The following is a 26,250-nucleotide window of genomic DNA, read 5'->3' as shown; positions in this document are numbered from 1 at the left end:
TGTCGTCCGCCGGTCCCCCCGGCTCCCCCGGCTCCTCTGTCCATGGCTGCGTACTGCTGCGCTGCTGCACCGCCGTTCGGCTCCTTAGCAGTTCCCCCACCCCACCGTGCGCACAACCGTATGGACCGTAATCGAGCCCGCCGCGTTCCCACAGACGGCGTCACAGCGGCGGCAGAGGCAGCGGCGGGCTCAGGGCGGGATGGCGCAGGACCGAGCGCAGGGCTTCGACGGCGCCGCGCACGGCGGCGGTCTGCGGCCGCGGCACGGCCCGGACGTGGCTGCGCAGCCGCGCGGACAGCCGGTAGGCGAGCTCGGGGCGCAGGGGGCCGCCGCCGGCGAGCAGCGGACCGCGGTCGAGAGCGTCGACGAGTGCGGGCCGGGGATCGTCCCGGAGCAGCCCGGTGACCAGCGTGGTGACGGCGGTGACCAGTTCGGCGAGGGTGGCGGCGCACACGTCGTCGGTGCCGATGGTGGCCCGGCGGGCGGCGGCCACCCGGCCGTCGGTGAGCAGGGCCACCTCGCTGAGCTGGGCGCCGACGTCGATGACGAGCAGCGCGCCGGACAGGTCGGCGCCGGCGCCCAGCGCGGCGGCGCGGACGCTGTCGATGGTCAGCACGGCCCGCGGTCGCAGTACCTGAAGGACGCCGACGGTGGTGGCGCGGGACCGAGGCCCGCTCAGGACCGGGGTGGTGAGGACGACGACGGGCCGGGCGTCGTGCGGGACGCGGTCGGCCAGCAGCCGGCAGACGAGCCGGGTCGCGGCGGCCGGGTCCACGACGGTGCCGCGCCGGACGGGGCGGGCGGCTGCGGAGCCCTGATGGGTGACCGTGGGCACGTCGAGGATGCCTCCGAGGCCCTCCGCCCAGACCCGGGTCCGGGCACTGCCCAGGTCCAGGGCGATGCCCGGACCGCGCCCGCGGACCGCCCCGGTGGGCCCGCGGCCCCCCGGGGCGGCGGTCGACGTGCTGTCGCCGAGGATCACCGGTCGGCCTCCTTCACCTCGGACAGGGGACGCGGGCGCGGGCCGCGCCGCGCTGCGGCGCCGTCGGGCGCGGGAGCCGGATCAGCCGGCGCGCTGCTGGCAGGGCACGCAGCAGCGCGCGTACGGAAGGATCTCCAGGCGCTCCACCGGAATGGGCTTGGCGCAGTCCTCGCAGTTCCCGTAGGAACCGTCGTCCAGCCGGGCGAAGGCGGCCTCGATGTCCTTCAGCGCTTGCTGCAGGGCGTTCTTCTGCGCGGTCAGGAGGTCGTCGGCCTCCTGACCGCCGTCCTCGGTCTCCTGGACGGCCCGCAGCTGGGCGAGGCGGGAGTTGCGCTCGTGTTCGAGGCGCTGCCGGGCATCGTGCGCGCTCAGGCGCTCGGCCGCGGAGGCACTGCTGGTGGTCTCCCACGACATCGGCGATACGGTCCCTTCTGGCAAAAGAGCCGGTGACGAGGGGGCCGCGGTGACGTACGGCCCCCTCCTGACCCTCCAGCGTGGCCGCGCGCGCGGGATGCGGCCATCGGTCGCAGTACCCATTTCCGGTGGGCGGCGGGGTGCACCGCCGCCCACCGCCAGGACCTCAGACCCGCGCCGGTGCGCTCCGGCGGGCGGGCTTGCCGCCGCCCGCGCCGCCGCCCGAGCCGTGTCGCCGCCCGCCGCGCTGGTGGCGGTGCAGCTCGATGGCGAGCGGGGAGGCGGTGAACACCGAGGAGTAGGTGCCGACCACGAGACCGATGAGCAGCGCGAGCGCGAAGTCGGTCAGCGAGTCCCCGCCGAAGACCGTCAGGGAGATCAGGATCAGCACCGCGCCCATGCCCGTGTTGATCGTGCGGGGCAGCGTCTGCAGGATTCCCTTGTTGGTGATCTGCTCCAGCGGTGTCTTGCGGTCGCGTCCGAGCAGTTCCCGGATGCGGTCGAACAGGACCACCGAGTCGTTGACCGAGTAGCCGATGACGGTGAGCAGCGACGCCAGGAACACACCGTCGATGGGCTTGCCGAGCCACGCGAAGATGCCGACGAGGATGACGACGTCGTGCGCGAGCGCGGCGACCGCCGCCGTGCCGAACAGCCATCGGAAGCGGGCCGCGAGGTACAGCAACTGGGCGCCGAGGGCGACGCCGAGTGCGATGAGCGCGTTGCGGCGCAGCTCCTCGCCCAGGCTCGGGCCGATCAGCTCGTCGCGGATCTTCTCCGTCTTGCCGCCGAGTTCGCTGATGGTCCCGGTGACCTTGGCGGCCTCGGCGTCGGTCAGGTCCTCGGTGCGCACGGTCAGGCCGTTGTCGTTGGACGACTGCACGAGCGCGCCGGGGAAGCCCGCGTCGGCGAGGGCGGTGCGGGCCCGGTCGGGGTTCACTGGGGTCGCGGTGGTGTACTCGATCAGCCGGCCGCCGGTGAACTCCAGGCCGAAGTTCAGGCCCCGGGCCGCGATGCCCGAACCGGCGAGCACGAGCAGGACCGCGGAGGCGGCCAGCCAGCGACGCGGGTGGCGCATCAGATCCGGGTTGCGGCGCGCGAGCAGATCGCGGACCCGTCCGGTGGTCGCCAGACCCGTGAGCAGGTGGCGGCGGCGCACCCAGGCGCGGTCCACGGCGAACTCGGCGAGCACCCGGGTGATCACCAGCGCGCTGATCATGGACGCGCCGACACCGATGGCGAGGGTGACCGCGAAGCCGCGTACCGGACCGGTGGACAGGAAGAACAGCAGTCCCGCCGCGATCAGCGTGGTGATGTTGGAGTCGGCGATCGCGCTGAAGGCGTTGCGGAATCCGGCGGTGAGGGCCGAGCGCGGGCTCGGCCGGTGCATGCCGGCGTACTCCTCACGGGCTCGTTCGAAGACGAGCACGTTGGCGTCCACGGCCATGCCGATCGCCAGGACGAAACCGGCCAGGCCCGGAAGCGTCAGGGTCGCGCCGAGGACGGCCAGGGCGGCGTAGGAGATCACTCCGTAGCAGAGCAGGGCCACCGCCGCGAGGAAGCCGGTGAGGCGGTAGACGATGCTGATGAACAGGATCGTCAGGGCGGTGCCGATCACCGCGGCCCAGGCGGTGGCCTCGATGGCGCTGGCGCCGAGGGTGGGGCCGATGGTGTGCTGCTCGACCGTCTCGACCGGCACGGGCAGGGCGCCGCCGTTGATGAGCAGCGCCAGCTCGCGGGCCTCGGCGTCGTCGAAGGAGCCGGTGATCTGCGTGGAGCCGTCCGCGATGCCCGTGCCGCAGGCGACGGACGGGGCGACCTGCGGGGAGGAGATGATCCGGTCGTCGAGCACGATGGCGACCCGGCGCGCGGGGTCGCCCACCTCACGGCAGGCGGCCTCACTGGTCAGCTTGGCCCACGCGGTCCGGCCCGCCTTGTCGAAGTCGACGGTGACGGTCCAGCCGGCGCCCGTCTCCTGCTCGAAGCGCGCCTGAGCGCCCTTGACGTCCTTGCCGGTCATGGCGCTGTCCTGAAGGCGCAGCTTCTGCCCCGACTCGTCGGGCAGGACGAGTTCCTTGGACGCGTCGGGTCCCTTGGACGCCTCGGGTTCCTTCGAAGCGCCGGGCTCCTTGGGGTCCTTGGGTTCCTTGGACGCCTCGGGCTTGGACGTGGCGGGGTCCTCGGTGCCGTCGGCGACGCCGACCACCGGGTGGAAGGTCAGCTGGGCGGTACGGCCGAGCACGTCGGCCGCCTTCTTGGGGTCCTGCACGCCGGGCAGCTCGACGATGATCCGGTTGCTGCCCGAGCGGACGAGGGTCGGTTCGGCGACGCCGAGCGCGTCGACCCGGCCGCGCAGCACTTCCAGGGCGCGGTCGGTGGCCTCGCGGTCGGCCTTGGCGGTCGGGGTGGAGCGGGTCTCCAGGACGATCTGCGTGCCGCCCCGCAGATCGAGTCCGAGACGGACGGGGACGGTGGCGGTGACGTACACGGACAGGGCGATCACGGCGAGGGCGAACAGCGCTCTCACCCGGGAAGTACTGCGTTTCGTGCGTTTCAGGGAAGTACTGGGTTTCGTACGTTTCAACGGAGGCCTCCGGCAGGCACGCCGAGACTGCGGCCGACGCGGTCACGGCGGTCGAGGGGCGAACGGGGGACTTCAGATGCCGAAGGCCCGCGGCGGTGCCCGGCCGCCGTCCTGCACCACGTGCACCGTGCGGGCGGCGACGGTCACCGGGACCGGTCGCGTCCGCCCAGGTGCGGGGAGGGGGATGTCCGTGACGTCCTCGGCGGTGGCGAACTGCCCGTGCGCGACGGGCCGGTCCCCGTGGAACTCCTGCCGGGTGCCGTCCTGCCCGGAGCAGACGACGGTGCACCCCTGCCCGGCGTGCGGGGCGTCCGCGGGACGCTCGTCGAAGCCGGAGTGGCCGCCGCCGGGCGCGGAGCCGGAGCGCGGTCCGGGCGCGAGGTCCGCGACGGAGGCCGCCGCGGTGGCGGGCGCGGGCAGCGGCGGAGGGCTGCCGGTGGTGAAGACCGCCAGCAGGGTGAGCAGCGCGGCCGTCAGGAAGGCCAGGGCACGGGACGAGGGAGCGGTGCTCGGCGCTGGGTGCATGCACCGTCCCCTTTCGTGTTCGTGGTGGCACTCGTGGCGGACGCGGGTGTCGTACCCGGGATCCCGGCCGGGGAGTGGGCAGCCGGGACCCCAGGCGGTCGTGGGGCGGGCCGTCAGGGTTCGATCAGACCGGCCCGGATGGCGTAGCGGGTGAGTTCGAGCCGGTCGCGCAGACCGAGCTTCTGGAGCAGGTTGGCGCGGTGCCGCTGGACGGTCTTGATGCTGATGAAGAGGATCTCGCCGATCTCCTTCGAGGAGTGCCCCTCCGCGACCAGCTTCAGGACCTCCTCCTCGCGGGGCGTCAGGACCTGGTCCGGGGTCTCCTCGCCGTGGCGGACCCGGTCCAGGTAGTTGCGGATGAGCGCGGTCACCGCGCCCGGGTACAGGAACGGCTCGTCCCGCATCGCCGCCCGGCACGCGGCGACCAGGTCCTGGTCGGCGACGGACTTCAGCACGTACCCGCTGGCACCGGCCTTGAGGGCCTGGAAGAAGTACTGCTCGTTGTCGTGCATGGTGAGCATCAGGATCCGCAGGTCCGGCTTGAGCGCGACCAGCTCGCGGGTGGCCTGGAGCCCGGTCAGCCGCGGCATCGCGATGTCCAGCACGGCGAGGTCGATGTCGTGGGTGCGGGCCATCTCGATGGCCTCCGCGCCGTCGCCGGCCTCGGCGACCACCTCCAGATCCGGTTCCTGGTCGAGGATGAGCCGCACCCCCCGTCGTACCAGCGCGTGGTCGTCGGCGAGCAGGATGCGGATCGTGGTCGGGTCGGACATGATCAGCTCTGCTTCCTGGGGACGACGGGCGCGGTGAGCCGGACCTCGGTTCCGGCCGCGGGGGCGGGGGCGATGTCGAGGCCGGCCCCGATGAGCAGGGCCCGCTCGCGCATGCCGCGTATGCCGGCGCCTTCGTGCGCCGCCTTGATGCCGCGCCCGTCGTCGGTGATGGCCAGCTCCACGGCGTCGTCGGTGTGCCGCAGGCTGACCTCGATCCGTTCGGCGTCCGCGTGCCGGGCCACGTTGGTCAGGCTCTCCTGGGCGACACGGTAGAGGACCAGCTCCGTCTCCGGCTCCAGGGCGGGCAGGTCGGTGTCGAAGCGGCGCACCACCTGCAGCCCGGTGTGGGTGGCGAAGTCGGTGGTCAGCGAGGTCAGCGCGGCGACCAGGCCGAGGTCGTCCAGGACCCCGGGCCGCAGTCGGCGCACCAGCCGGCGGACCTCGTCCAGGCTTCCCCGGGTGATCTCCTGCGCCTGGAGCAGTTCGTCGCGCAGCGGCGCGTCCGCCTCGTCCGCGGCCCGCTTGAGCGCGAGCAGGATCGCGGTCATGCTCTGGCCCACCTCGTCGTGCAGCTCCTGCGCGATACGGCGCCGCTCGGCCTCCTGGGCGAGCAGGACCCGGGCGCTGCTCGTGGCCCGCTCGTTCTCCAGTCGGTCCAGCATGGCGTTGAACGTGCGGATCAGCTCCGCGACCTCGCCGCCGCCCTGCTCGGGCAGCCGCTGGCCGGGGCGCAGCAGGTCCACGGTGGTCATCAGCTTCGTCACCCGGTCCAGGGGGGCCAGTCCCCAGCGCAGCAGGGCGGCGTTGGCGACCAGCATGACGGCCAGGCCGCCCACGAGGATGACGGCCTCGGTCAGCACGACCGGCACCGAGACGGTCACGGGGGCCCAGAGCAGCAGCGCGGTGGCCGTGCCCAGCACCACGGCGTTGAGCCCGAAGATCCGCCAGAACAGGGACACCAGGGTTGAGCCTCCTTCCGTGATGCGGTCTGCCTCTACTGTCGGGCATCGCGCATCCTGGACGAGCCGCGGCCCCCTGGTCCCGACCGGGCCTGCCGCCAGTGTGCCTCCCGCCGGCCGCCGGGATCGATGGGGCACGGTCCCCATTTCGCAGGGTGCGGCCTACCCATCCGCGTGTCGAGTGGATCCCCGGACCGGCCGCAAATGGGCTCTGGACCCGATGGGAAACCGCGGCGGGTTCGACCAGGGTTGAGGTGTGACCGACCCCCGTCCCCCGTTGCAGAAAGTAGGGCACTGACGATGTCGCTCGACGCCGCCCGGACCGAACCCCGCGAGCGCCTGTCCGCTCAGGAGGCCCGCCGGCGCCTTGAACACGCCCGCGGGACCCGGCTGGTCCAGCTGGAAGCCCTCGGCGAGACCGGGCAGACGGCGGACGACCACCTGATGTCCTCCCAGCGTGAGGCCATCCAGCGGGTCCTGAAGGAGATCGACGAGGCGTTCGCCCGGATCGAGGACGGCACCTACGGGACCTGCCTGGAATGCGGCAAGCCGGTTCCGGCGGAGCGCCTGGAGATCCTGCCGTACACGGGGCACTGCGTCGCCTGCCGGCGCCGTACCGCCCGCCCCGCCCGCCCCGTCCGTCCTGCCTTCGTCCTCCGCCCTGCCCAAGGGGTGAAACGGTGAACAACCAGATCATCGGCGACCGCGACACGTACCTGACGGCCGAGGACCTCGCCGCGCTCCGTGCGAACCTCGACGACCAGCGCATGTTCCGCCAGGAACAGCTGGAGCAGATCTCGGCCGCCGCGACGTCCCGCGCGGACGCACTGCTCCAGCAGCAGACCGCCTCGCAGGTGGAGGTCCGCGTGAAACTCGCGGCCTCCGCCCGCATGGTCCTCGCCGACGTCGAGGCGGCCCTGGCGCGCATGGACGAGGGCGGCTACGGCACCTGCCACCTGTGCCGGCGTCCCATCGCGCGGGAGCGGCTGGAGATCGTGCCGCAGGCCCGCTACTGCGCGCGCTGCCAGCAGGTCAGGGAGGCCGGACGGTGACCGTCACCCAGCGTTCGCGTGCCGCCGCGGCCACCCGGCACCGGCCGTGGCCGCTGGGCCGGCAGGGCTGGGGCGTCGCCCTCGACATGGGCAGCGCCCGCACCCGCGCCTGGGTCGCCGGGCGGGGGCTGGTCCTGGACGTCCCCACGGTGACGTTCCCCGGCTCCGGGGCGGTGTACCCGATCCAGCGCGGCACGATCATCGACACCGAGGGCACGGCCCGGATGCTCGACCGCCTCCTCGGCAACCGCCTGCCCCGCTTCACCCGTCCCCTGGTCGTCCTCACCGCCCCCGTACTGGACGGGGTGGCCTTCCGCAACGAGGCCCGTACGGCGGTGGAGGTGCTGCGGCCGCGCGGCGTGCTGACCATTCCCAGCGCGCGGGCCGTCGCCCTGGCCGCGGGCGCGGACCTGTCCCGCCCGCTGCTCGTGGTGGACATCGGCGCGCATCTGACCGAGGTGGTGCTGCTGTCGGAGGGCGCGGTCGTCGACGCGCGCCGCACCGCGCTGGGCACCAGCGACCTCGACTCCGCCTCGCCGGTGCAGATCTGCGAGGCGGTGGCCACCATGGTGACCGCGATGCTGCGGCAGGACCGTACGTCGCTCACCGTGGACGCCCTGCGCCGGGGCGCCCTGCTGGCCGGGGGCGGAGCCCTGCGCCCGGAGATCACCTACCACCTCGCCGGCAGGCTGCACGCGCCCCTCAAGGCCGTGGCGGCGCCGCACACCGCCGCCGTCCGCGGTGCCGCCACCCTGCTGCGGGCCGCGCACGACCATCCCGACGACCCGGCGGGCGCGTCCTCCGGGCCGCCCGCCCCTTAGACCCCGTAGGCCAGCCCCCGTCCCCACCGCGTACGGAAAAGCCCGTCCCCACCGCGCACGGAAAAGAGGAGCACGAGGCCTAAGAGGCCCATGCGGACTGCGAGGACCACGCGGACCACGCGGACCAAGAGGACACGGAAGGAGGGCCGCACCATGGCCGGCGGCATCCCTCGGGCCCAGCCGCCCCCCGAAGGGCTGTTCCCCGACGACCCGCTCCCCGACGAACTCCCGAGCCGCATGCTCTGGCGCCTGCGGCGCAACCCGGTGCGCCGCCCCAGCGACCTGCTCCAGGCGTGGATCGGCCTCGGCGTCCTGCTGGCCGTACTGGCCGGCACGCCCGTGGCCATGTTCTTCGTCGGCGCCACCGCCCTGCGCCACTACGAACAGGCGGCCGAGCACCAGGAAAAAACGCGGCGGCAGACCACCGCGGTCCTCCTGCACGCCGCACCCCGCCATCCCGAGCCGGGCTCCGAGGAGGCGAAGAAGACCCGCTATCCGGTACCGGTGCGCTTCACCGACCCGGGCGGGCTCGCCCGCACCGACAGGACCGACGTCGAGCCCGGCCTGCCCGCCGGCAGCTCCGTCGACATATGGGCCGACACCGACGGACGCATCACCGAGCCGCCCCTGACCACCGCCCAGGTCCGCAGCCACAGCACGGGCTGGGCGATCCTCGCCGCCCTGGCCGTCCCGGTCACCGGCGCCGCGGTGTACGGCGCCGCCGGCCTGCTGCTCCGCCGCCGCAACCTGGCCGCCTGGGACAGCGCCTGGGCCCGCACGGCCCCCCGCTGGCCGCCCTCCCCGTGACCGCGGGGTGCCGGCGGCCGGGGGCCGCGCCGTGCCGCATCCGGTACGGCCCGCGAAGGCGGCGGCGCTCTCCGGACTTTCCGAGCCCGGTTCCCCGATCTTGACGCTGCACTGTCAGGTCACCGGCAGGAAGGACCGCCGAACACTGCCGGAAACCGGCAATGTGCCAGGTGAGCCCGGTCGGGCATGATGTTGCGAGGGGAGCACCGCGGACGGTTCCGGTGCCGGACACCGGCAGATGTCCGGTGCCGGGGCCGGCAGGGGGAAGTACCGCCGCCCGGTGCGTCGCAGGGGGAAGAGGGGGCTCGACGATTCCGCGGCGCACCCGCCGCCTGCCGTGGCCCGGCGCCCGAGTCGCCGGGACACGGCAGGGGCCGGACCCGGCCACCCGGTCTCTCCCTTACTCACCGTTCCTTACCGTCAAGGACGTATGCCATGGATGTCATCGGCGCACTCGTCGCGGCCTGCCTGCTCCTCGTTCTCTTCGTACTGCTCACCTTCTCCCGGCTGTTCCGGAAGGTGGAGCAGGGCAAGGCCCTGATCGTCTCCAAGATGCGCAAGGTCGACGTGACCTTCACCGGCCAGGTCGTCCTGCCGGTGCTGCACAAGGCCGAGGTCATGGACATCTCGGTGAAGGCCATCGAGATCACGCGCACCGGCCGCGAGGGGCTCATCTGCCGGGACAACATCCGCGCCGACATCCGCATCACGTTCTTCGTGCGGGTCAACAAGACCGTCGAGGACGTCGTCAGGGTCGCCCAGGCCGTCGGCACCGCCCGCGCCAGCGACCGGGACACGTTGCAGGAGCTGTTCCACGCCAAGTTCTCCGAGGCGCTGAAGACCGTCGGCAAGCAGATGGACTTCACCGACCTCTACACCAAGCGTGAGGAACTGCGGTTCCAGATCATCGAGGTCATCGGTGTCGACCTGAACGGCTACCACCTCGAGGACGCGGCGATCGACTACCTGGAGCAGACGCCGCTGACCCAGCTCGACCCGGGCAACGTCCTCGACGCCCAGGGCATCCGGAAGATCACCGAGCTGACGGCCGTGGAGCACGTGCGCACCAACGAGGCGCAGCGCACCGAGCAGAAGGAGATCACCCGGCAGAACGTCGACGCGCGCGAGGCCATCCTGGAGCTGGAGCGCCGCCAGGCGGACGCCGAGATCAAGCAGAAGCGGGAGATCGAGACCTCCCGCGCCCGCGAGGAGGCCGAGACCGCCCGCGTGATGGAGGAGGAGCGGCTGCGTGCGCAGAGCGCCTTCCTGCGCACCGAGGAAGAGCTCGGCGTCCAGCGCGAGAACCAGGCCCGTGAGGTCGCGGTCGCCGCGAAGAACCGCGAGCGGGTCATCGCCATCGAGAACGAGCGCATCGAGAAGGACCGCCTCCTGGAGGTCATCGCCCGGGAGCGGGAGACCCAGCTCACCCGGATCGCCGCCGACAAGGAGGTCGAGGCGGAGAAGCGGGAGATCGCCGAGGTCGTCCGCGAGCGGGTCGCGGTGGACCGTACGGTCGCCGAGCAGGAGGAGTCCATCAAGAAGCTGCGCGCCGTGGAGGAGGCGGAGCGCGAGCGCCAGGCCGTGATCATCGCCGCCGAGGCGGAGGCGCAGGAGAAGCTGGTCAAGGACATCAAGGCCGCCGAGGCCGCCGAGCAGGCCGCCACCCACCGCGCGGCCGAGGAACTCACCCTGGCCGAGGCCCGGTTGAAGACCGCCGACCTCGACGCCCGCGCCAAGCTGCGCCTGGCGGAGGCCGTCAAGGCCGAGGCCGCCGCGGAGGGGCTGGCCGCCGTCCAGGTCCGCGAGCAGGAGGCCGAGGTCATCGAGAAGGCGGGCCGCGCCGAGGCCGAGGCGTTGCAGGCCAAGGCGCTCGCCGAGGCCCAGGGCACCGAGGCCCGGCTGCGCGCGGAGGCCGAGGGCGCCCAGGCCAAGGCGCTCGCCGAGGCCGCCGCGATCGGCGAGAAGCTGAAGGCCGAGGCGGCGGGCCTGACCGAGAAGGCGGCCGCGATGGCCGCCCTGGACGAGGCCTCCCGCGAGCACGAGGAGTACCGGCTGCGGCTCCAGGCGGAGAAGGAGATCCGGCTGGCCGGCCTGGAGGCGCAGCGGCAGGTCGCCGAGGCGCAGGCCACGGTCATCGCGACCGGCCTGGAGCACGCCGACATCGACATCGTCGGCGGCGAGTCGGTCTTCTTCGACCGCCTGATGAGCGCCATCTCGTTCGGCAAGGGTGTCGACGGCTTCGTGGAGAACTCCCGGACCGCGCAGGCCCTGGCGGGGCCCTGGCTGGACGGCTCGTCGAACTTCACCGACGACCTCGCCCGGATCCTCGGCCAGGTCAACTCGGCCGACGTCAAGAACCTGACGGTCTCCGCGCTGCTGATGAAGATGATGCAGCCGGGCGGCACGAACGCCGGTCAGCTCCAGCAGCTCCTCGACCGCGCGGGTGAGCTGGGCCTCGCCGACACCCCGCTCACCGCACTCAACGGCACCGCCCGGGTCTGACGAACCACGGGGACGGGCCCCAACCCACCGTCGGAAAGACGGCGGTCGAGGGCCCGCCCCGTGGACACGCCGGAATCACGGGGCCGGAAAGCCCCGCCGACGGGAGCCGGCCTGATCCGCCGGACAGACCGGGCCCCGGGCCCGCACCTCTTCGCGAAGGGACGCACCACCCATGGCCACCGCCCTGGAGACGGGTTCGTACGACTCCGTGGACACCGGAACGTACGAGGTGCTGCGCGACCGGCTGACCGCGCAGGCCGCCGAGCTCGCCCGCGGTGCCGAACGACTCAACGCCCGACGGGCCGAGGAGTTCGGCGCCACGCGCCTGGACCTCACCGGCACCGGCCGGCTGCGCACCGAGCACCCCAGTGTGCCTCGCGACGTCGTGGCAGTCGGCGACCGCCTGCTGTTCGGATACAACGGCAACCGGCCCGAACCCGAGGTCGGCGACGTCCTCGCGCTGCACGACCGGGAACTGAACCGGCTGCCCGAGGACGCGGTGCCCGGACTCCTCGACGACCCCGCCTTCGTGCGGGAGTTCGGGGCTCTGCACCGCTACTACCGGCAGGCCCGGCTGCTGAGCCTGCGCCGCGTGGAGGGCCGGCTCCTCGCCGTCTTCCGGACCGGCGAGAAGCCCGGCGACATCCGGGTGCTGCGCTGGACGATCACCCCCGACGGCCGGGCGGAGTTCCTGGACGGGCGCGGCGAACGCGACCATGTGCCGCCGCCGTCCCACGACTTCGAGTGGACCGCGACCGGCCGCGAGGACCACGTCCTGGGCCGCCACCCGCACGTCTCCGTGCGCGGCGAGATCTTCGTCTCCACCGTCGGCGGCCACCTCACCGTCAAGACGGAGGACGACACCGAGACCGGCGAGGGCGTCCACAGCGAGCCGGTCGACGAACCGCTCCAGTCCCTCGCCGACGCGGACGTCGCGCACGCGAGCGTGGGCCCGCTGATCCTGCTGCGGATCCGCCCCTACAAGGAGCAGGCCCACCGCTACCTCGTCTTCCACACCCTCACCAGGGCCGTGGTCCGCCTCGACGGCATCGGGCAGGCCTGCCGCCGCCTGCCCGACGACCAGGGCATCGTGTTCCCCGGGGGCTACTGCCTGGCCACGGGCGTCCACAAGACCTACGAACTCGACGGCACGGGCCTGGAGTTCGAGCGCGAGGTGCGTTCGCCCTACGGCGAGGACGTGCTGTACGCCTTCCACGCGCCCGCCGAGGGCCGCAGCCTGCTGCTGTCGTACAACACCATCCGCGAGGAGGTCGCCACCCCGCTGTCCTGCCACGGCTGGGCGCTGTTCGACGACGGCACGCTGATGGCGCTGCGCACGGACCCCTCGGCCGGCCCCGACGAGCCGGGCCGCGTGCACCCCCTCCAGCTCTGGAGCTCCCCCTACGTCTCCGACACCCACGCGGGCGCCACGGGCACCGGACCCCTCGGGCGGATCGGCAACGCCGACCTCGTACGCGGCATCTCCGACTGCCTGTCCATCAGCCGCGCCGTCGCCGAGACCACGCCGACCGCCGAGGTGTACGAGGCGCTGGCCGCGGCCTGCGTCCGCGCCCTCGACAGCCACCACTGGCTGGGCGAGGAGGAACTGGGCGACCTGCGCACCCCGCTGGACGCCGTACGGGCCACCGCCGAGCAGGTGCTGGAGGAGTTCCGCACCGTCCAGACGCTGACCCGGCAGGCCGCCGACGCGCTCGAAGCGGCCGCCGGCCGGCTCGCCGCGGTGGTGCGCCGGCTGCGCGGCGAGGCACCGCGCGGCGCCGCCGCCTGGGTCGGCGGCCTGAGCGAACTGAGGCAGGCCCAGGGCCACTTGCTGACCCTGAAGGAGATGCGGTACGCCGACACCGCCCGCATCGACGAGCTGGCCGCCGGGACGGAGGCCGACCTCGCCACGTTCGGGCAGCGGGCGGTCGCCTTCCTGGCCCGCGAGGATGCCTTCGCCGACCACCACGAGGAGGTCGAACGCCTCGCCTCCGATGCCGAGTCGATCGGCAGCGTCGCCGAGGCGGCACCGGTCGCCGGCCGGCTCGACGACCTCGCCGGCTCGCTGCGCACGGTCACCGAGGTCGTCGCCGGCCTCGACATCGGCGACGCCACCGTGCGTACCTCCGTCCTGGAACGCATCGCCGAGGTGCTGGGCGGTGTCAACCGCGCCCGCGCCCTGCTCGACGCCCGCCGCCGTGAACTGCGCGACCAGGAGGGACGCGCCGAGTTCGCGGCCGAGTTCGCGCTGCTCGGCCAGGCCGTCACCGGCGCGCTCGCGGCCGCGGACGACCCCGAGGCCTGCGACGAGCAACTCGCGTCCATGCTGGTGCGGCTGGAGAACCTGGAGTCCCGCTTCGCGGAGTTCGACGACTTCCTCGGCGAGCTGACCGACAAGCGCACCGAGATCTACGAGGCCTTCTCCGGCCGCAAGCAGGGCCTCCTGGACGCCCGCGCCCGCCGCGCCGAACAACTCGCGGCGTCCGCAGGCCGGGTGCTGGAGACGATCGCCCGGCGCGCGGCCACGCTCGCCGACGCCGACGCCGTCAGTACCTTCTTCGCCTCCGATCCGCTGGTCGCCAAGGTCCGCCGCACCGCCGGGGAACTGCGCGAACTCGGCGATCCGGTACGGGCGGAAGAACTGAGCGGCCGCCTGAAGTCCGCCCGCCAGGAGGCGGCCCGCGCGCTGCGCGACCGCACCGACCTGTACGCCGACGGCGGTCGCACCCTCCGCCTGGGAACCCACCGCTTCGCCGTCACCACCCGGCCGCTCGACCTCACCCTGGTCCCGCACGGCGACGGCCTCGCCTTCGCCCTGTCCGGCACCGACTACCGCGCCCCGGTCACTGACCCGGGCTTCGCGGACACACGCCCGTACTGGGACCGGCGGCTGCCGTCCGAGTCTCCCGAGGTCTACCGCGCCGAACACCTCGCCGCCCGGCTGCTGCGCCGCCACGGCGCGGCCGCGCCGGCACAGGCCGACCTGCCGGCCCTGGTGCGCGGGGCCGCGGAGGAGGCGTACGACGAGGGCTACGAGCGCGGTGTCCACGACCACGACGCGACGGCGATCCTCACCGCTTTGCTCCCCCTGTACGAGCAGGCCGGGCCCCTGCGCCACGAACCCGCCGCGCGGGCCGCCGCCCAGCTGTTCTGGGCGCACGGCACCACCGCCGAGGCCCGCACGGCCTGGACCCGGCGAGCGGCCTCCCTGGCCCGCGCCCGCGACGCCTTCGGCCCGTCCCCCGCCATCGCCGAACTCGCCGCGGAACTCGCGGCGGCCCTCGCGACCTGGCTGGCCGCCCCGGGCGGCCACGGACCGGCCTCCCTGGGCGGCCACGGACCGGCCTCCCTGGGCGGCCACGGACCGGCCTCCCTGGGCGCGGGCGACCTGGCGCCCGCCGCCGCGGCGTATCTGTTCCAGGAGCTGACGAGCGGGCCCGACGGGTTCGTCATCAGCGCCGCCACCCGCACCCTGCTCGACAAGTTCCGCCGCACCGTGGGCAGTTCCGCCTACGACGAGGACCTGGCCGCGCTCGACGGCCTCGCCGCGCGCCGCCAGCTGGCCGAGGCGTGGCTGTCGGCGTACGTCACCTCCACCGGTACCGAGATCACCGTCGGCGACCTGGCCGAGGCGGTGGCCGCCGAGCTGTGCCCGGACCTGCCCCGCTACGAGTCCGAGGTCTCCCCGGTGACCACCGTCGAGGGTCTGCTCGGCACCCACCCGCGCATCGAGGGCCGCAAACTCACCCTGCGGATCGACGAGTTCCTGGCCCGCACCGAACGCTTCGAGACGCGGGAGGCACCCGCTTTCCGTGCCTACCAGCGCCGCCGCACCGCCCTGGTCGACACCGAGCGGGCCCAGCTGCGCCTGGACGACCACCGTCCACGCTCCATGGCCGCGTTCGTCCGCAACCGGCTCATCGACGAGGTCTACCTGCCGCTCATCGGCGACAGCCTCGCCCGCCAGCTCGGCACCGCGGGCGAGACCAAGCGCACCGACACCGGCGGCCTGCTGCTGCTCGTCTCGCCGCCCGGCTACGGCAAGACCACGCTGATGGAGTACGTCGCCGACCGCCTCGGCCTGATGCTGGTCAAGATCAGCGGCCCGGCGCTCGGCCACGCCGTCACCTCGCTGGACCCGGCCGAGGCCCCGAACGCCACGGCCCGACAGGAGATCGAGAAGATCAACTTCGCGCTGGCGGCGGGCAACAACACCCTGCTCCTCCTGGACGACATCCAGCACACCTCACCGGAGCTGCTCCAGAAGTTCATCCCGCTGTGCGACGCCACCCGCCGTGTCGAGGGCGTCCGGAACGGCGAGGCGCGCACCTACGACCTGCGCGGCAAGCGGTTCGCCGTCTGCATGACCGGCAACCCCTACACCGAGTCGGGCGAACGCTTCCGCGTCCCCGACATGCTCGCCAACCGCGCCGACGTCTGGAACCTCGGCGACGTCCTGACCGGCAAGGAGGACGTCTTCGCCCTCAGCTTCCTGGAGAACGCGCTCACCGCGAACCCCGTGCTGGCCCCGCTGGCCGGCCGCGACCGCGGCGACCTCGACCTGTTCCTCCGGCTCGCGGGCAACGACCCCGCGGCCCGCGCCGACCGGCTGAAGCACCCCTGCGCGCCCGCCGAGGTCGAGCAGATCGTGTCCGTGCTGCGTCAGCTGCTCGGCGCGCGTGAGGCGGTCCTCGCGGTCAACGCCGCCTACATCGCCTCCGCCGCCCAGTCCGACGCGACGCGCACCGAGCCGCCGTTCCGGCTCCAGGGCTCCTACCGCACCATGAACAAGATCGCCCAGCGGCTGCGGCCCGTCATGAACGACGCCGAACTGTCCGCGGTCCTCGACGACCACTTCACCGCCGAGGCACAGACCCTCACCACGGGAGCCGAGGCCAACCTGCTGAAACTGGCCGAACTGCGCGGCACCCTGACCCCACAACAGGCGGATCGCTGGGCCGAGGTGAAGTCGGCCCACGTCCGCGCGCAGACCCTCGGCGGTCCGGCCGGGGATCCCCTCACGCGCGCGACCGCCGCTCTTGCCCTGCTGGCCGACCGGATGGGCGCCATCGAGGCCGCCCTGACCGGCCGCACCGGCTCCCGGGCCCGGCACGCGGCCGAGCGCGCAAAGGAGGAGTGACGACGATGGAGACGATGACGGCGGTCATCGCGGCGATGGCCTTGATGACGCCCTTCCTGGTTCCGCTCAGCACCGCCACGCTGATCGTGGCGGCCAGTACGACCGTTCTGGTCCGCCGCGACCGCCGCAGGGCCCACGCCTACCGGTCCCCGTCGCCGGCCGAGGAGGAGTGAGCGCCTCCCGGGCGGTGCCGCCGGATCAGTTCCGCGAGTTGCCGAACAGGAGGCGGTAGCCGATGAGCAGCACGAGCGAGCCGCCGATGGCCGCACCCCAGGTGTAGAGGTCGAAGAAGTTGCTCTCCACGGGCCGGTCGAGGAACCTGGCGGAGAGCCAGCCGCCCACGAACGCGCCCGCGATGCCGATGAGAGTGGTGCCGATCAGTCCGCCCGGGTCCCGCCCCGGCAGAAGGATCTTGGCGATGGCCCCGGCTAGCAGCCCGAGGATGATCCAGCCGATGATGCTCACGTCGCCTGTCCTCCAGGAGTGTTGGTTGCCCGATCGCATGGTTCCGGATGCCTGCTATGGCCAGGACGCGAGGTATGGGGCCCGTGGTTGCCTGGCCGCTCCGCATCCAGCCACATATTTTCATTATTGCGCAACCCTGGAACTGCCGAGGAGGGCACGTGCGTTGACCTCCGTGAACACGGGGGACCGGAAAAGCTGCGGAGGAGTTCGATGAGTGTGCCCTTGACCAAGGGCGGCAACGTTTCGCTGAGCAAGCACGCTCCCGGCCTGACGGCGGTCACGGTCGGGCTGGGCTGGCAGGCGGATGCCGGATACGAGCTGGACGCCAGCGCGCTGTTGTGCGACGCGTCCGGCAAGGTGCTGTCCGAACGGCACTTCGTCTTCTTCAACAACCTGAGCAGCCCTGACGGTTCGGTCCGCCACAGCGGCGGCGGCAGCCCCGTCGGCGGCGACGACCAGCGGATCGACGTCGACCTGACCCGTGTGCCCGCCGAGATCACGAAGGTGGTCTTCCCGGTCTCGCTCTACGAGGGAGCCGACCGCGGGCAGTCCTTCGGCCGGGTGCAGCGCGCCCACATCCGCGTGCTCGACCAGGAGGGCGGCGCCGAACTCGCTCGGTACGACCTGGTGGCCGACGGTCTGGCCGGTGAGACGGCGCTGGTCTTCGGCGAGCTGTACCGGCACGGCGCCGAGTGGAAGTTCCGGGCGGTCGGCCAGGGGTACGCATCGGGCCTCGCGGGCATCGCCGCCGACTACGGCGTCGACGTCCTGCGGGAGACGACGGCCCCGGACCCGGCCCCGAACCAGGCCCCGTCCGCCCCGGACCCCGGTGCGGGAGCGTACGGCCCGCCCCCGTCGGCCCCGCCCGCACCCACGCACACGCCCCCGCCCCCACTCCCTGTGACACCGACACCGACCCTGGTGTCCCCCCAGCCGCCGATCGTCGCCGCACCACCGCAGCCCACGAGGAGTCCTGACATGACCTGCTTCTTCGACCCCGGCCACGGCCCTGGCACGACGAGCGTCAGCTGGTACCCGCAGTGGGGCGTGCCCCGGCCGGTCCAGGCGTGCGCCGAGTGCGCGCAGCGCGTCCAGACCACCGCGCCGCCGTTCTACACCCCGCCCCAGCCGATGAGCCCCGGATACCCCCAGGCCCAGCAGGGCTATCCGCAGCAGGGGTACCCGCAGCAGGGCTACCCGGCTCCCCAGGGCGACCAGCAGCAGGGCGGCCGCCGCTTCGGCACCGGCGCGCTCATCGGCGCCGGCGCGGCCGGCCTGGTCGGCGGGGCCCTGCTGAACGAGGCGTTCGACGACGACGAGCCGGACGTGGTGATCAACAACTACTACGAGGAGTGACCGGCTCCCGCGGAGCTGGGGAGCGGGCGGTGAAGGCGGGACATGACCGGTGCGCGGTCGCGCCGGCGTCGGTCGGCGGTGGTGCTCCTGGCCGCCACCTCCAACATCGCCGTGCGCGCGGCCGGCGGGCCGCCCTCCGGCTCCGCCCCCGGCCCGCGCCGACGGTCCCGGCCCCGGCCTCGCCCACCGGCCCGGCGCGAGCCTCGGCGACGGCGACCACGGGACCGTACGACCCGGCCGATCACGTCGTCCAGGTGCGCCGGAGGGCCGGCCGCGTCCAGCAGGAGCGACCGGCCCGCCTTCGACTACGACACCGGCCAGGGCAACAAGAGAGGCGCTAGATCCGGGCCCGCGCCGCCGCCCGGCCCGAGCGCGCCGTCGGCCGGGCCCGCTTCGCGGTCCGGGCGACGAGCAGCGGACCGAGGGGCCCGGTGCCCAGCCGCTCCACCAGCGGCGGGGCGAACCGGCGCGCCATCAGCACGACGATCAGGGTGACGACGGTCCCCACCAGGGCGCCGACGCCGACGTCATGGGGGTAGTGGGCGCCGACGTAGACGCGCGAGGCACCCATCGCCACGGCCGTGAGCAGGGCGATGGACCCCAGCCACCGGCTGATGACGAGCAGGGCCACCGCGAACGCGAAGGCGACCGTGGTGTGGTTGCTGGGGAAGGCGTAGTCGTCGACCGGGGGACACGCCTCGATGAGGAAGCCGTGCGGGAGGGCCCGGCAGGGGCGCGGCTCCTCGAAGACGTTCTTGATCCCGCTGTTGACGACGTACGACAGGACCACGGCGAACGGCGTGGCCAGCACGGCGGCCATCACCGTGTTCCCCTCGCGCCGGGCGCGCCACCAGGCCACCAGCAGGAAGAGCGCGAACAGGCCCATGCCGAGGTCGGAGAAGAGCGCGGCGGGCTCGTTCAGCCAGTGCGTGTCCCGAGCGAAGTTGGTGACGTCGGTGTAGAGGCCGCCGTCGATGGCCGCGCCGTCGAGCCCCGTGGCGGGCGGGGAGGAAGTCGTCATCAGGTGGATCTCCGGGCCATGGGTCCACGTGCGTGAGCGCTCCGGGGAACGCGTGTGAACACACGCGGACGCAGAAGTGGAACCCTCGTGAAGCCGGGCCGTCCGAGGGATGAACGTCTACAGATTGGTAGACGGTAGCAGTTGGGGACCGGGTTGCTTCAGGCGCCGTCGTATTGCCGCCGGGCCGATCACGGCCTCCTGAGGGCGGGCGGTTGTGGCCAAGGACGTCCTGGCGGTCGCCGCCATCCGCCCCGGCTCGCGCGGCAGCGCCACGACCAGGCACATTCGCGGAGAGCGCTCCGGCGGCGGGCTCATGCGGCCGCAGGGCCGGCCAAGTGATGGAGCGCCGGCCGAGTGATGAAGCAGGGGCAGACCCGCCACGGGGGGGGTGCGAACGAGTCTGCCCCTGCATGATGCCGCCCGCGTACCTCCCCCCGGAGAGCAGGCGGCCCGACCCCGCCCGGGGTCACTGGGTTCAGCGCTGCGGGAGCACGGAATGTCACGGGTTCCGGTGCACTGACACGAAATCGACACGTTTGTGCAGTAAGGCACTCATCGCACCACTCGGTGCGTCACAACTCGCATGCCGTATTCCATGCGATCCATGCGATCCACGTGATCTACGCGATCCACGCGATCCACGTGATCTGCGCGATCCACGCGATCCACGTGATCTACGCGATCCACGCGTTCACGTGCCGGATTGCCCATTCTTCGCCGCGCCGGCCCCGGGAGCGCGGCCCGGTGGACTGGTCTGTCCGTTCTTCTCGTTCTTCGCGTTCTTCTCGACGGCCGAGTTGCCGTTCGGCTGTCCGTTCTCCTTGCCCGGGTCGTTCCCGCTCCCGGAGCCGTTCCCGTTGTCCGAGCCGTTCCCCTTGCCCGGGCTGCCGGTCTCGCTCTGCGCCAACTGGTCGGCGCAGTAGGCGTCGACGTTGTCCTCGCCTCCGGCGGCCTCGACGAACCGCTTCCAGGCCGTCGACTCCAGCGCCTTGCCGCTGCCCTTCACCGACGCGTACGCGCGGCAGTGGGCCTGGACGTCCTTGGCCGTCGGCGGGCGGTCCCGGGTCACGGAGGGAGCGGGCGTGGGGGAGGCGGGCCCGGACGGTGCGGCGTCGGCGGGCGCCGGTGCGGGCGACCGGTCGGGCGACGGAGCCTGGGGAGCGGTGGGCGACGGATGCCGCCGTGCGCGACCGTCGTCCTCCGCCTTCCCGTCGGATTTCGGTGAGCCGATCCCCGCGATCGCCACGCCGCTGAACGTCAGGCCGGCGATGAACACGGCGATGGCGGCCCGCACCGCACGCCGCCCCGGGACGCGCCACGGTCGCCAGTCGTCCCGCCTCCGCGCCCGTGCCTGCTGGTGCGCGCCTTCCTCCCGGGCGGCCCGGAAGGCGGCCACGGCCCGCTGCTCGGCCGACGCGTCGAGGGCCTCGGCGCACAGGGCACGGCGGAGGACGGGTTCCAGCTCGGTGGCGCGGATGTCGCCGTCGCCGCCGGGCCGGCGGTCGCCCGTTCCGGCGTATCGGCGGTCCACGCCCCCACCGTCGCTGTGTCGGTCGCCCATACCCGTGTCCATCCCATGCGGTTGCTACTGGTTCGCTCTACGGATCCGACGCCCTCGCTGCTCATTCCGACTGCCTCAGCGTATGAAGGCCCTATCCCGTCACACCCGGCCTCTGCCGACCGGCCCAACCGGGACGGGCATGGCGTTCTCAGGGGCAGGCACGGCTCGGTCGCCGACGGCGCGGACGGGTCCGTGCCGCACCGGTGCGCCGTGCGTCTTCAGGCCGCCGTCAGGCCGCTGTCAGGCGCCGAGGCCGTCGAGGAGCAGGGCGAGTCCTCCCAGGAACTCCTGGTCGGCGCCGACGTTCCGGGCGTCCCGGGCGGTCTGCGCCATGTGCGGGAACTCGGCGGGCGGCAGCTCGGTGATGGCCACGGTGCCCGGACCGGACAGCGCCCCGAGATGTTCGAGCTGGATGGCCCCGATGACGTAACTGAGCAGTCCGCGCAGGGCGACGACCCGCCGCTCGCCCGCGACGCCCGCCTCGGTGAGGACGGCGAGCACGGCCTCCGACCAGCGCAGCACTCCGCGGGAGTGGTGCCGGTGGGAGATGGCGAGCGGGACGATCGCCGGGTGGTCGGCCACGGCGTCGCGCAGCCGCCGCACCATGACCTCGATCCGCTCGCGCCACGGCATGGCGGGGTCCGGCGGCTCGACGTCCACACGGGCGAGGACGAGCTCGACGATGAGTCGTTCCAGTTCCTCGCGGTCGTCCACGTACCGGTAGAGCCCCATCGTGCTCATGCCGAGTTCCTTGGCGACGGCGCGCATCGACAGTCCGGTGAGCCCGTCCCGGTCGATGACGGCGAGGGCGGCCGCGGCCGGCTGGTCCTGCGTGAGTGAACGTGGGCGTGGCATGGCGGTTGACAGCGTACGGCATACGCCTACGCTGGTAAGCGTAAGCCGTACGCTTACGGAGGGGAGCCCGTCGTGCGCATGTCCCGTAACCCAGTGAGGCCCGGTTCCACCGTCGGGGACCGGCGTCTCACCGCCGTCTCCGGCGACCAGGTCGCCGTTCCCGATCCCGGCCGGCTGATCCACCTCCAGTTCCGGCGGTTCGCCGGCTGCCCGGTCTGCAACCTGCACCTGCGCTCGGTGGTGCGGCGGCACGGGGAGATCGAGGCCGCCGGTGTCCGCGAGGTCGTGGTCTTCCACTCGCCCGCCGACGAACTGCTGCCCCACACCACCGAGCTGCCGTTCGCCGTCGTCGCCGACCCGGGCAGGCGGCTCTACACGGAGTTCGGCGTGGAACGCTCGCCCCGCGCCCTGCTCCACCCGCGCGCCTGGTGGCCGATCCTCCGCGCGGTCCTGAGCGGCCTGCGGGAGGTCGTGCGCGGGCGCGAGCACCTGCCGTCCACCAGCCCGCACGGCGGCCGGCTCGGTCTGCCCGCCGACTTCCTCATCGCACCCGACGGCCGGGTCCTCGCCGCCAAGTACGGTGAGCACGTCTACGACCAGTGGTCGGTCGACGAACTGCTGGAACTGGCGGCCATGCACGTGACGAAGGCGATGAAGGTGACGAAGGTGACGGAGGACGACTCCCGGTGACGCTTCCCGGCTCGTTGCACGTGATCAATGAAGGGCTGGCGTTTTTCCTGGAGGTGCTGGCCCTGGCCGCCCTCGCCTGGTGGGGGTGGCAGAGCGCGGACCACACGGCCGCGCGTCTCCTCTTCGCCGTCGCCGCTCCCGCGGCGGCGGCCGTCGTGTGGGGCCTGTTCGCCGCCCCGAAGGCCCGGGTGGCGCTGCCGGTGCTGGGCGTTCTGGCCGTGAAGGCGCTGGTGTTCGGCACCGCGGTGGCCGCCCTGCACGCCGTCGGCCGGGACCGGTGGGCCGCCGTCTTCGCCGTCGTGGTCGCGGTCAACACCGTCCTCGCCACCCTGGACCGGAACGCCTTGGCGCACCGCGGATCCTGACCCGCCGTCCGCGCCCCATTGCGGTGGGTCGGACTTCGCGGCCGGCATCGCCCGCTGTGATCGTCGTGCTCTGGCGGCGACTGCCGCAGGAAGAGGCAGAGGGCGCACCCATCATGGGCGCGCCCCCGAGACGGCGGGGTTCCGTCCCTAGTGCTGTGACCGGAAAGGTTCACCGGCTCGCGAGGCCCGGCACGGCACTCCCCCAGCCTTCGGCCGGGGGTACCCCCACGCCGCGTTGTCGCATCACCCGAGTACATCCGGTACGCGGGTGATGCTCCGCCTTGCGATGCTCCCCCACTGCCTGAACGGCGTGGGAGGTGCCCCCCAGCACCGGACGCCGCGAGCTTCCCGGCAAACCTTCCCGACCACAGCACTAGCTGTCCCCGGGCAGGTGGAAGTAGACGGTCCCCGAGCGCCAAGGGCCGTGCTCGGTCATCTCCGATTCGATGACGACGTCCTGAATCTCGACAGGGCCCAGCGCCTCGATGGAATCGGCCAGCCTGCGCAGGAGCGCCGGGACGCTGTCACACCCCGGCCCGGCGGGGTTGGCCTGAGAGAAGTGGCGCACGGTCCAGTACTCCGGAGAGCTCGTCATGGGCTGATCTTAAGATCTGCCATCACCTGGTCATGGGCGACTGCCAGGAGCGGTGAGACAGTCCCCCGCCGGCCGAAGAAGGCCGTGATGGCGAAGTTCTGACCACCCTTCGGCGTCTTTACTCGTCGTCGTGCATTGCCTGCAGAAGCTCGAGAAACTGGGCCAGATCCCGTCCCGCCGGGACAGGCAGGCCAGGACCCGCCGGGGCAGGCATGGCGTTTCTCCTCTCCGAGCTGGTTGGAGGGATGGCCAACTGATCACTGAACCACTTGCCGTACTCCTGCTGAAGACCAACGCCGACGAAGCCTCGCCGCATGTCGGGCGTCGCATCAGGAGGGGTGGGCAGCGTCAAAAGGGCCGCCTGGGCGTTGAGAGCGGAGCCGTGTACCAACTGCCAGCGCTCGACGACCATTTGCCGGCATTCTTCGACCGTCTTGTACCGCAGGGCGGTGTGGATGCGAGAACGGGGATCGCAGAGCGCACCGGTCAACTGGAAGAACTGGCTGATGAAGTAGCGGCTGCGGGACCACATGTAGGAGCGGTAGGGGATGTGCTGCGGCACATAGGAGGTACCTGAGTCGAGCCAGAGCTCGTCGAAGCCGGCCTCTTCGCCGTTGGCGATCGCTGTGTCCAGTTCCTCCAGCCACAGCCCCGAAGTCCAGCTGTAGAGTTCACCCTCCATCATGAGAACGCGTGTGAGCTGTGCTTCCAGGCCTTCGCACGCGTAGTCGAACAGCGCACCGATCGACGCGACTGTCAGTGAGTGTCGAACTCGCATGTAGCGGAGCAGGAGTTCCGCCATCCGGAGCAGATCTGCGTAATCGTGATCGGGGAATTGCTCATCGAACTTCCTCTGGCGCGCGAGACCGACGATCTCCTCCGCACTCGCAGTTGGGGGCACATCGGAGACGAAGGTCATCCCGGTGCTGCTGCTGGAGCGAAGCAGGAGGCTCCAGGGGTTGGGGAACGTCCTGTAGTGCTTGAGGAGGTCGGGAGCGTTCTTGTCGAAGTGCCGGGTGCAGGCCGTGCAAAAGCACGTCTTCTCGACCCTGCCGACCTGCCCGCTCGTTCCCCATAGCTCCGTCACGTCCAAGGCGATGCCCTTGAGCCTGCCGCCCCCCTTCGTCGCTGACGCGACTTCTTGGGCGATGTCGATGCCAGTGCCCAGGATGGCGCCGTAGACCTCGCTCGTACGCGGGTTGGCAATGCATACTCGGTTGGCGCTGCCGCCTGCGATGTCGCGTGTGTGGATCCCGTCGCCTGGAATGAAACCGTGCCCCGGATACAAGGTCAGGGTGACGTCGAGCCCGGCCGCCAGAAATACCCCTACTACATCCGCGAAACTTTTGAGTCGCGAGGACGGAACGGAGTAGTTCGACATCGGGACGCCTCGTAGTCCTTTGACGTCGAAAAGCAGACCGTCGGGTTCGAGGACCGGTACTGCCACCACACTGGCCCGGACTCCCCAGAGCGACTCGAATTCAGCGAGCAGGGTTTCGGGATCTTTGTAACGCAGGACCGAAAGGCTGGGGATGTCCAGCACACCCTCACCAGCGGACTCGGAGACTTGGGAGATGCTGAAGGAACGTCGGGTCAAGGCATCCTCCTTCGGGCCAACGCGCGCAGCGCGGCATCAGATATCGCGTAGTTGCTGTCCCGACCGGTCAACAGGAAGTTGCGCGCTATCAGCGAGCGCAGGACGGAGGTGATGTGCCCCGCCGACGACTCGGGGAAACAGGCGACGGCGGTCTCGGCAATCCGGCTCAGGTCGACCTGACCACCCGGCGGGCTTGCAGTGGGGAAGGCCAACGCGTTCAGTAGCCTGTGTTCGTCCTCCGACAGCGGCTTGCCGAGCTGCGATTCGAGCATGTTGAGGAGCACGGCGGGCGAAGGAGCGCTGAACTCGTCGATGCCCGCGATCGGTTCCTGCTCTGCGGGGCTTGGCTCCGAGACGCCTCCGGACTCTGTCTGCAGTACCTTCAACCGCTTCCAGTGAGTACGCCACTCCTCCAGCCGTGGATCATTCCTGCCCACGTGGCCTGCGCCGTGTGTGTCGAAGGCGAGCAGGGCCCGCACGAGGGACATCAGGGAGTCCAGTTCCGGCAGCCGAACACCATTGAAGATCTCGCTGAGCGTAGAGGCCGCGAGGTTCCGGCCATGCTCCCCCGTGAGGCGGGAGATCTCCCGGAGGGAGGGGCCACCACGAGAGATGCGAAGCCGGACCAGTTCTTTCGCGAAGTCCGACAGTGCTTGCTGGAAGGTCTCATGCGGCACTAAGTCGGTCACGCGGCTTCCCTCTCGGTCGTTTGGCAACTTCCGATCATCTACGGGGAACGGAAGCGTAGCGGCCTCGGCTGGGGCTGTCCCGAAGTTCACCGAACACCTGCGGAACGCCGCCGAACTCAGCCGAACACCTTCGGCGTTCGGTCGAAGACGTGCACTGATCTGTCTTCTTCGTGATCGTTCGGCAGGCTCGGAGTCACCGGGCGGAGCAAGGTGTGCTGGATGACATGACTGATAAAGAAGCGAACCCCGGCACCGTCTCTCCGTCCTCTTCTCAGCGGCGGTCTCAGGCCAACGAATCGACCGAGACCTCCGTCCCGGGTGAGCGCGTGCTGGACCTCATTGCGCTGCTCGCCCTGACCACGCTCGCCGCCCTGGTCTTCATGGTGGCCGGGCCCGCTGCCTTCACCGCGGTTACCAGCGTCGGTGTGGGGCTGTTCGCCACATGGCGCACCAGGCCACCTCGTCGCTGACGTCACAGATCCGGTGCGGCCGGCCCC

General features: G+C 72.1%; 23 protein-coding genes and 1 pseudogene. 11 read left to right on the top strand and 13 right to left on the bottom strand.

The features are described from left to right. Positions 1 to 160 precede the first annotated feature (160 nt). The 6 genes from TNCT6_RS14530 to TNCT6_RS14505 all read right to left on the bottom strand — a co-directional run bounded on the left by TNCT6_RS14530 (position 161) and on the right by TNCT6_RS14505 (position 6,237). The gene (locus TNCT6_RS14530; protein ID WP_253266105.1) at positions 161 to 982 is read right to left on the bottom strand and encodes a rod shape-determining protein; all 822 of its coding nucleotides are present in this window, start codon (positions 980 to 982) and stop codon (positions 161 to 163) included. Positions 983 to 1,063: 81 nt separating this feature from the next. Beyond that, on the bottom strand, positions 1,064 to 1,396 hold the full coding sequence (locus TNCT6_RS14525) for a TraR/DksA C4-type zinc finger protein (RefSeq protein ID WP_141359775.1): 333 nt from the start codon (positions 1,394 to 1,396) through the stop codon (positions 1,064 to 1,066). A gap of 166 nt (positions 1,397 to 1,562) precedes the next feature. After that, positions 1,563 to 3,980 (bottom strand): protein translocase subunit SecD, encoded by a 2,418-nt coding sequence (gene secD, locus TNCT6_RS14520; protein WP_141359774.1) that lies wholly within the window; start codon positions 3,978 to 3,980, stop codon positions 1,563 to 1,565. A gap of 72 nt (positions 3,981 to 4,052) precedes the next feature. After that, positions 4,053 to 4,505 carry a hypothetical protein gene (locus TNCT6_RS14515; RefSeq protein ID WP_141359773.1) on the bottom strand — a complete coding sequence of 151 codons (453 nt, stop codon included), beginning with the start codon at positions 4,503 to 4,505 and terminating at the stop codon, positions 4,053 to 4,055. A gap of 113 nt (positions 4,506 to 4,618) precedes the next feature. Continuing rightward, positions 4,619 to 5,278: a response regulator transcription factor gene (locus TNCT6_RS14510; protein ID WP_141359772.1), complete on the bottom strand. Its 660-nt coding sequence runs from the start codon at positions 5,276 to 5,278 to the stop codon at positions 4,619 to 4,621. A gap of 2 nt (positions 5,279 to 5,280) precedes the next feature. Further along, complete coding sequence (locus TNCT6_RS14505) at positions 5,281 to 6,237, bottom strand: HAMP domain-containing sensor histidine kinase (protein ID WP_141359771.1); 957 nt, start codon at positions 6,235 to 6,237, stop codon at positions 5,281 to 5,283. A gap of 300 nt (positions 6,238 to 6,537) precedes the next feature. Here TNCT6_RS14505 and TNCT6_RS14500 point away from each other — a divergent pair. From TNCT6_RS14500 to TNCT6_RS39855, 7 genes and pseudogenes are all read left to right on the top strand, one after another. Beyond that, positions 6,538 to 6,858, top strand: a pseudogene (locus TNCT6_RS14500) (TraR/DksA family transcriptional regulator); the annotation flags it as partial. A gap of 59 nt (positions 6,859 to 6,917) precedes the next feature. Beyond that, positions 6,918 to 7,289 carry a TraR/DksA C4-type zinc finger protein gene (locus TNCT6_RS14495; RefSeq protein WP_172632742.1) on the top strand — a complete coding sequence of 124 codons (372 nt, stop codon included), beginning with the start codon at positions 6,918 to 6,920 and terminating at the stop codon, positions 7,287 to 7,289. Beyond that, complete coding sequence (locus TNCT6_RS14490) at positions 7,286 to 8,110, top strand: rod shape-determining protein (protein WP_141359768.1); 825 nt, start codon at positions 7,286 to 7,288, stop codon at positions 8,108 to 8,110. The genes TNCT6_RS14495 and TNCT6_RS14490 overlap by 4 nt, the downstream gene beginning before the upstream one ends. 153 nt (positions 8,111 to 8,263) lie before the next feature. Then, on the top strand, positions 8,264 to 8,917 hold the full coding sequence (locus TNCT6_RS14485; RefSeq protein ID WP_141359767.1) for a hypothetical protein: 654 nt from the start codon (positions 8,264 to 8,266) through the stop codon (positions 8,915 to 8,917). Between the two features lie 435 nt (positions 8,918 to 9,352). After that, positions 9,353 to 11,419, top strand: a complete 2,067-nt coding sequence (locus TNCT6_RS14480) for an SPFH domain-containing protein (RefSeq protein ID WP_141359766.1) — start codon at positions 9,353 to 9,355, stop codon at positions 11,417 to 11,419. Positions 11,420 to 11,591: 172 nt separating this feature from the next. Next, on the top strand, positions 11,592 to 16,559 hold the full coding sequence (locus tag TNCT6_RS14475) for a DNA repair ATPase (protein ID WP_141359765.1): 4,968 nt from the start codon (positions 11,592 to 11,594) through the stop codon (positions 16,557 to 16,559). 5 nt (positions 16,560 to 16,564) lie between these two features. Further along, the gene (locus TNCT6_RS39855; RefSeq protein ID WP_172632903.1) at positions 16,565 to 16,732 is read left to right on the top strand and encodes a hypothetical protein; all 168 of its coding nucleotides are present in this window, start codon (positions 16,565 to 16,567) and stop codon (positions 16,730 to 16,732) included. 25 nt (positions 16,733 to 16,757) lie between these two features. Here the strand turns inward: TNCT6_RS39855 and TNCT6_RS14470 are convergent, their stop codons facing one another. Further along, positions 16,758 to 17,024, bottom strand: coding sequence for a GlsB/YeaQ/YmgE family stress response membrane protein (locus TNCT6_RS14470; protein ID WP_141359764.1), 267 nt, complete (start codon positions 17,022 to 17,024; stop codon positions 16,758 to 16,760). Positions 17,025 to 17,234: 210 nt separating this feature from the next. Between TNCT6_RS14470 and TNCT6_RS41685 the strand changes: the two genes are divergently transcribed. Continuing rightward, on the top strand, positions 17,235 to 18,380 hold the full coding sequence (locus TNCT6_RS41685) for a TerD family protein (protein WP_141359763.1): 1,146 nt from the start codon (positions 17,235 to 17,237) through the stop codon (positions 18,378 to 18,380). Between the two features lie 337 nt (positions 18,381 to 18,717). Here TNCT6_RS41685 and TNCT6_RS14460 read toward each other — a convergent pair whose 3' ends face one another. From TNCT6_RS14460 to TNCT6_RS14450, 3 genes are all read right to left on the bottom strand, one after another. Next, positions 18,718 to 19,401, bottom strand: a complete 684-nt coding sequence (locus tag TNCT6_RS14460; RefSeq protein WP_141359762.1) for a phosphatase PAP2 family protein — start codon at positions 19,399 to 19,401, stop codon at positions 18,718 to 18,720. A gap of 691 nt (positions 19,402 to 20,092) precedes the next feature. Continuing rightward, positions 20,093 to 20,932 carry a hypothetical protein gene (locus tag TNCT6_RS39850; RefSeq protein ID WP_172632902.1) on the bottom strand — a complete coding sequence of 280 codons (840 nt, stop codon included), beginning with the start codon at positions 20,930 to 20,932 and terminating at the stop codon, positions 20,093 to 20,095. Positions 20,933 to 21,202: 270 nt separating this feature from the next. Next, entirely contained in the window at positions 21,203 to 21,817 is a 615-nt protein-coding gene (locus TNCT6_RS14450) for a TetR/AcrR family transcriptional regulator (RefSeq protein WP_141359761.1), read from the bottom strand. A gap of 78 nt (positions 21,818 to 21,895) precedes the next feature. Between TNCT6_RS14450 and TNCT6_RS14445 the strand changes: the two genes are divergently transcribed. Continuing rightward, entirely contained in the window at positions 21,896 to 22,507 is a 612-nt protein-coding gene (locus tag TNCT6_RS14445) for a peroxiredoxin-like family protein (RefSeq protein ID WP_141359760.1), read from the top strand. After that, the gene (locus TNCT6_RS14440) at positions 22,504 to 22,872 is read left to right on the top strand and encodes a YrdB family protein (protein ID WP_141359759.1); all 369 of its coding nucleotides are present in this window, start codon (positions 22,504 to 22,506) and stop codon (positions 22,870 to 22,872) included. Before TNCT6_RS14445 ends, TNCT6_RS14440 begins: the two co-directional genes overlap by 4 nt. A gap of 373 nt (positions 22,873 to 23,245) precedes the next feature. On the opposite strand, the gene TNCT6_RS14435 is transcribed toward TNCT6_RS14440, so the two are convergent. From TNCT6_RS14435 to TNCT6_RS14425, 3 genes are all read right to left on the bottom strand, one after another. Continuing rightward, a complete protein-coding gene (locus TNCT6_RS14435) occupies positions 23,246 to 23,467 on the bottom strand; it encodes a hypothetical protein (protein ID WP_141359758.1) in 222 nt (73 codons plus the stop codon). A gap of 118 nt (positions 23,468 to 23,585) precedes the next feature. After that, positions 23,586 to 25,064 (bottom strand): hypothetical protein, encoded by a 1,479-nt coding sequence (locus tag TNCT6_RS14430; protein WP_141359757.1) that lies wholly within the window; start codon positions 25,062 to 25,064, stop codon positions 23,586 to 23,588. Next, the gene (locus TNCT6_RS14425; protein ID WP_141359756.1) at positions 25,061 to 25,753 is read right to left on the bottom strand and encodes a helix-turn-helix transcriptional regulator; all 693 of its coding nucleotides are present in this window, start codon (positions 25,751 to 25,753) and stop codon (positions 25,061 to 25,063) included. Before TNCT6_RS14425 ends, TNCT6_RS14430 begins: the two co-directional genes overlap by 4 nt. 212 nt (positions 25,754 to 25,965) lie before the next feature. Between TNCT6_RS14425 and TNCT6_RS14420 the strand changes: the two genes are divergently transcribed. Then, entirely contained in the window at positions 25,966 to 26,223 is a 258-nt protein-coding gene (locus tag TNCT6_RS14420; protein ID WP_141359755.1) for a hypothetical protein, read from the top strand. The last annotated feature ends 27 nt before the right edge of the window (positions 26,224 to 26,250 follow it).

The sequence above is a fragment of the Streptomyces sp. 6-11-2 genome (genome assembly GCF_006540305.1).
Classification (GTDB): Bacteria; Actinomycetota; Actinomycetes; order Streptomycetales; family Streptomycetaceae; genus Streptomyces.
This window is presented reverse-complemented; position numbering and strand designations above follow the sequence as displayed.

Bases quoted from the DNA above. Each gene is read 5' to 3' on its own strand.
- TNCT6_RS14525 (WP_141359775.1), bottom strand. From the start codon at position 1,396: ATGTCGTGGGAGACCACCAGCAGTGCCTCCGCGGCCGAGCGCCTGAGC.
- TNCT6_RS14515 (WP_141359773.1), bottom strand. From the start codon at position 4,505: ATGCACCCAGCGCCGAGCACCGCTCCCTCGTCCCGTGCCCTGGCCTTC.
- TNCT6_RS14510 (WP_141359772.1), bottom strand. From the start codon at position 5,278: ATGTCCGACCCGACCACGATCCGCATCCTGCTCGCCGACGACCACGCG.
- TNCT6_RS14485 (WP_141359767.1), top strand. From the start codon at position 8,264: ATGGCCGGCGGCATCCCTCGGGCCCAGCCGCCCCCCGAAGGGCTGTTC.
- TNCT6_RS14480 (WP_141359766.1), top strand. From the start codon at position 9,353: ATGGATGTCATCGGCGCACTCGTCGCGGCCTGCCTGCTCCTCGTTCTC.
- TNCT6_RS14475 (WP_141359765.1), top strand. From the start codon at position 11,592: ATGGCCACCGCCCTGGAGACGGGTTCGTACGACTCCGTGGACACCGGA.
- TNCT6_RS39855 (WP_172632903.1), top strand. From the start codon at position 16,565: ATGGAGACGATGACGGCGGTCATCGCGGCGATGGCCTTGATGACGCCC.
- TNCT6_RS41685 (WP_141359763.1), top strand. From the start codon at position 17,235: ATGAGTGTGCCCTTGACCAAGGGCGGCAACGTTTCGCTGAGCAAGCAC.
- TNCT6_RS14460 (WP_141359762.1), bottom strand. From the start codon at position 19,401: ATGACGACTTCCTCCCCGCCCGCCACGGGGCTCGACGGCGCGGCCATC.
- TNCT6_RS14450 (WP_141359761.1), bottom strand. From the start codon at position 21,817: ATGCCACGCCCACGTTCACTCACGCAGGACCAGCCGGCCGCGGCCGCC.
- TNCT6_RS14445 (WP_141359760.1), top strand. From the start codon at position 21,896: ATGTCCCGTAACCCAGTGAGGCCCGGTTCCACCGTCGGGGACCGGCGT.
- TNCT6_RS14435 (WP_141359758.1), bottom strand. From the start codon at position 23,467: ATGACGAGCTCTCCGGAGTACTGGACCGTGCGCCACTTCTCTCAGGCC.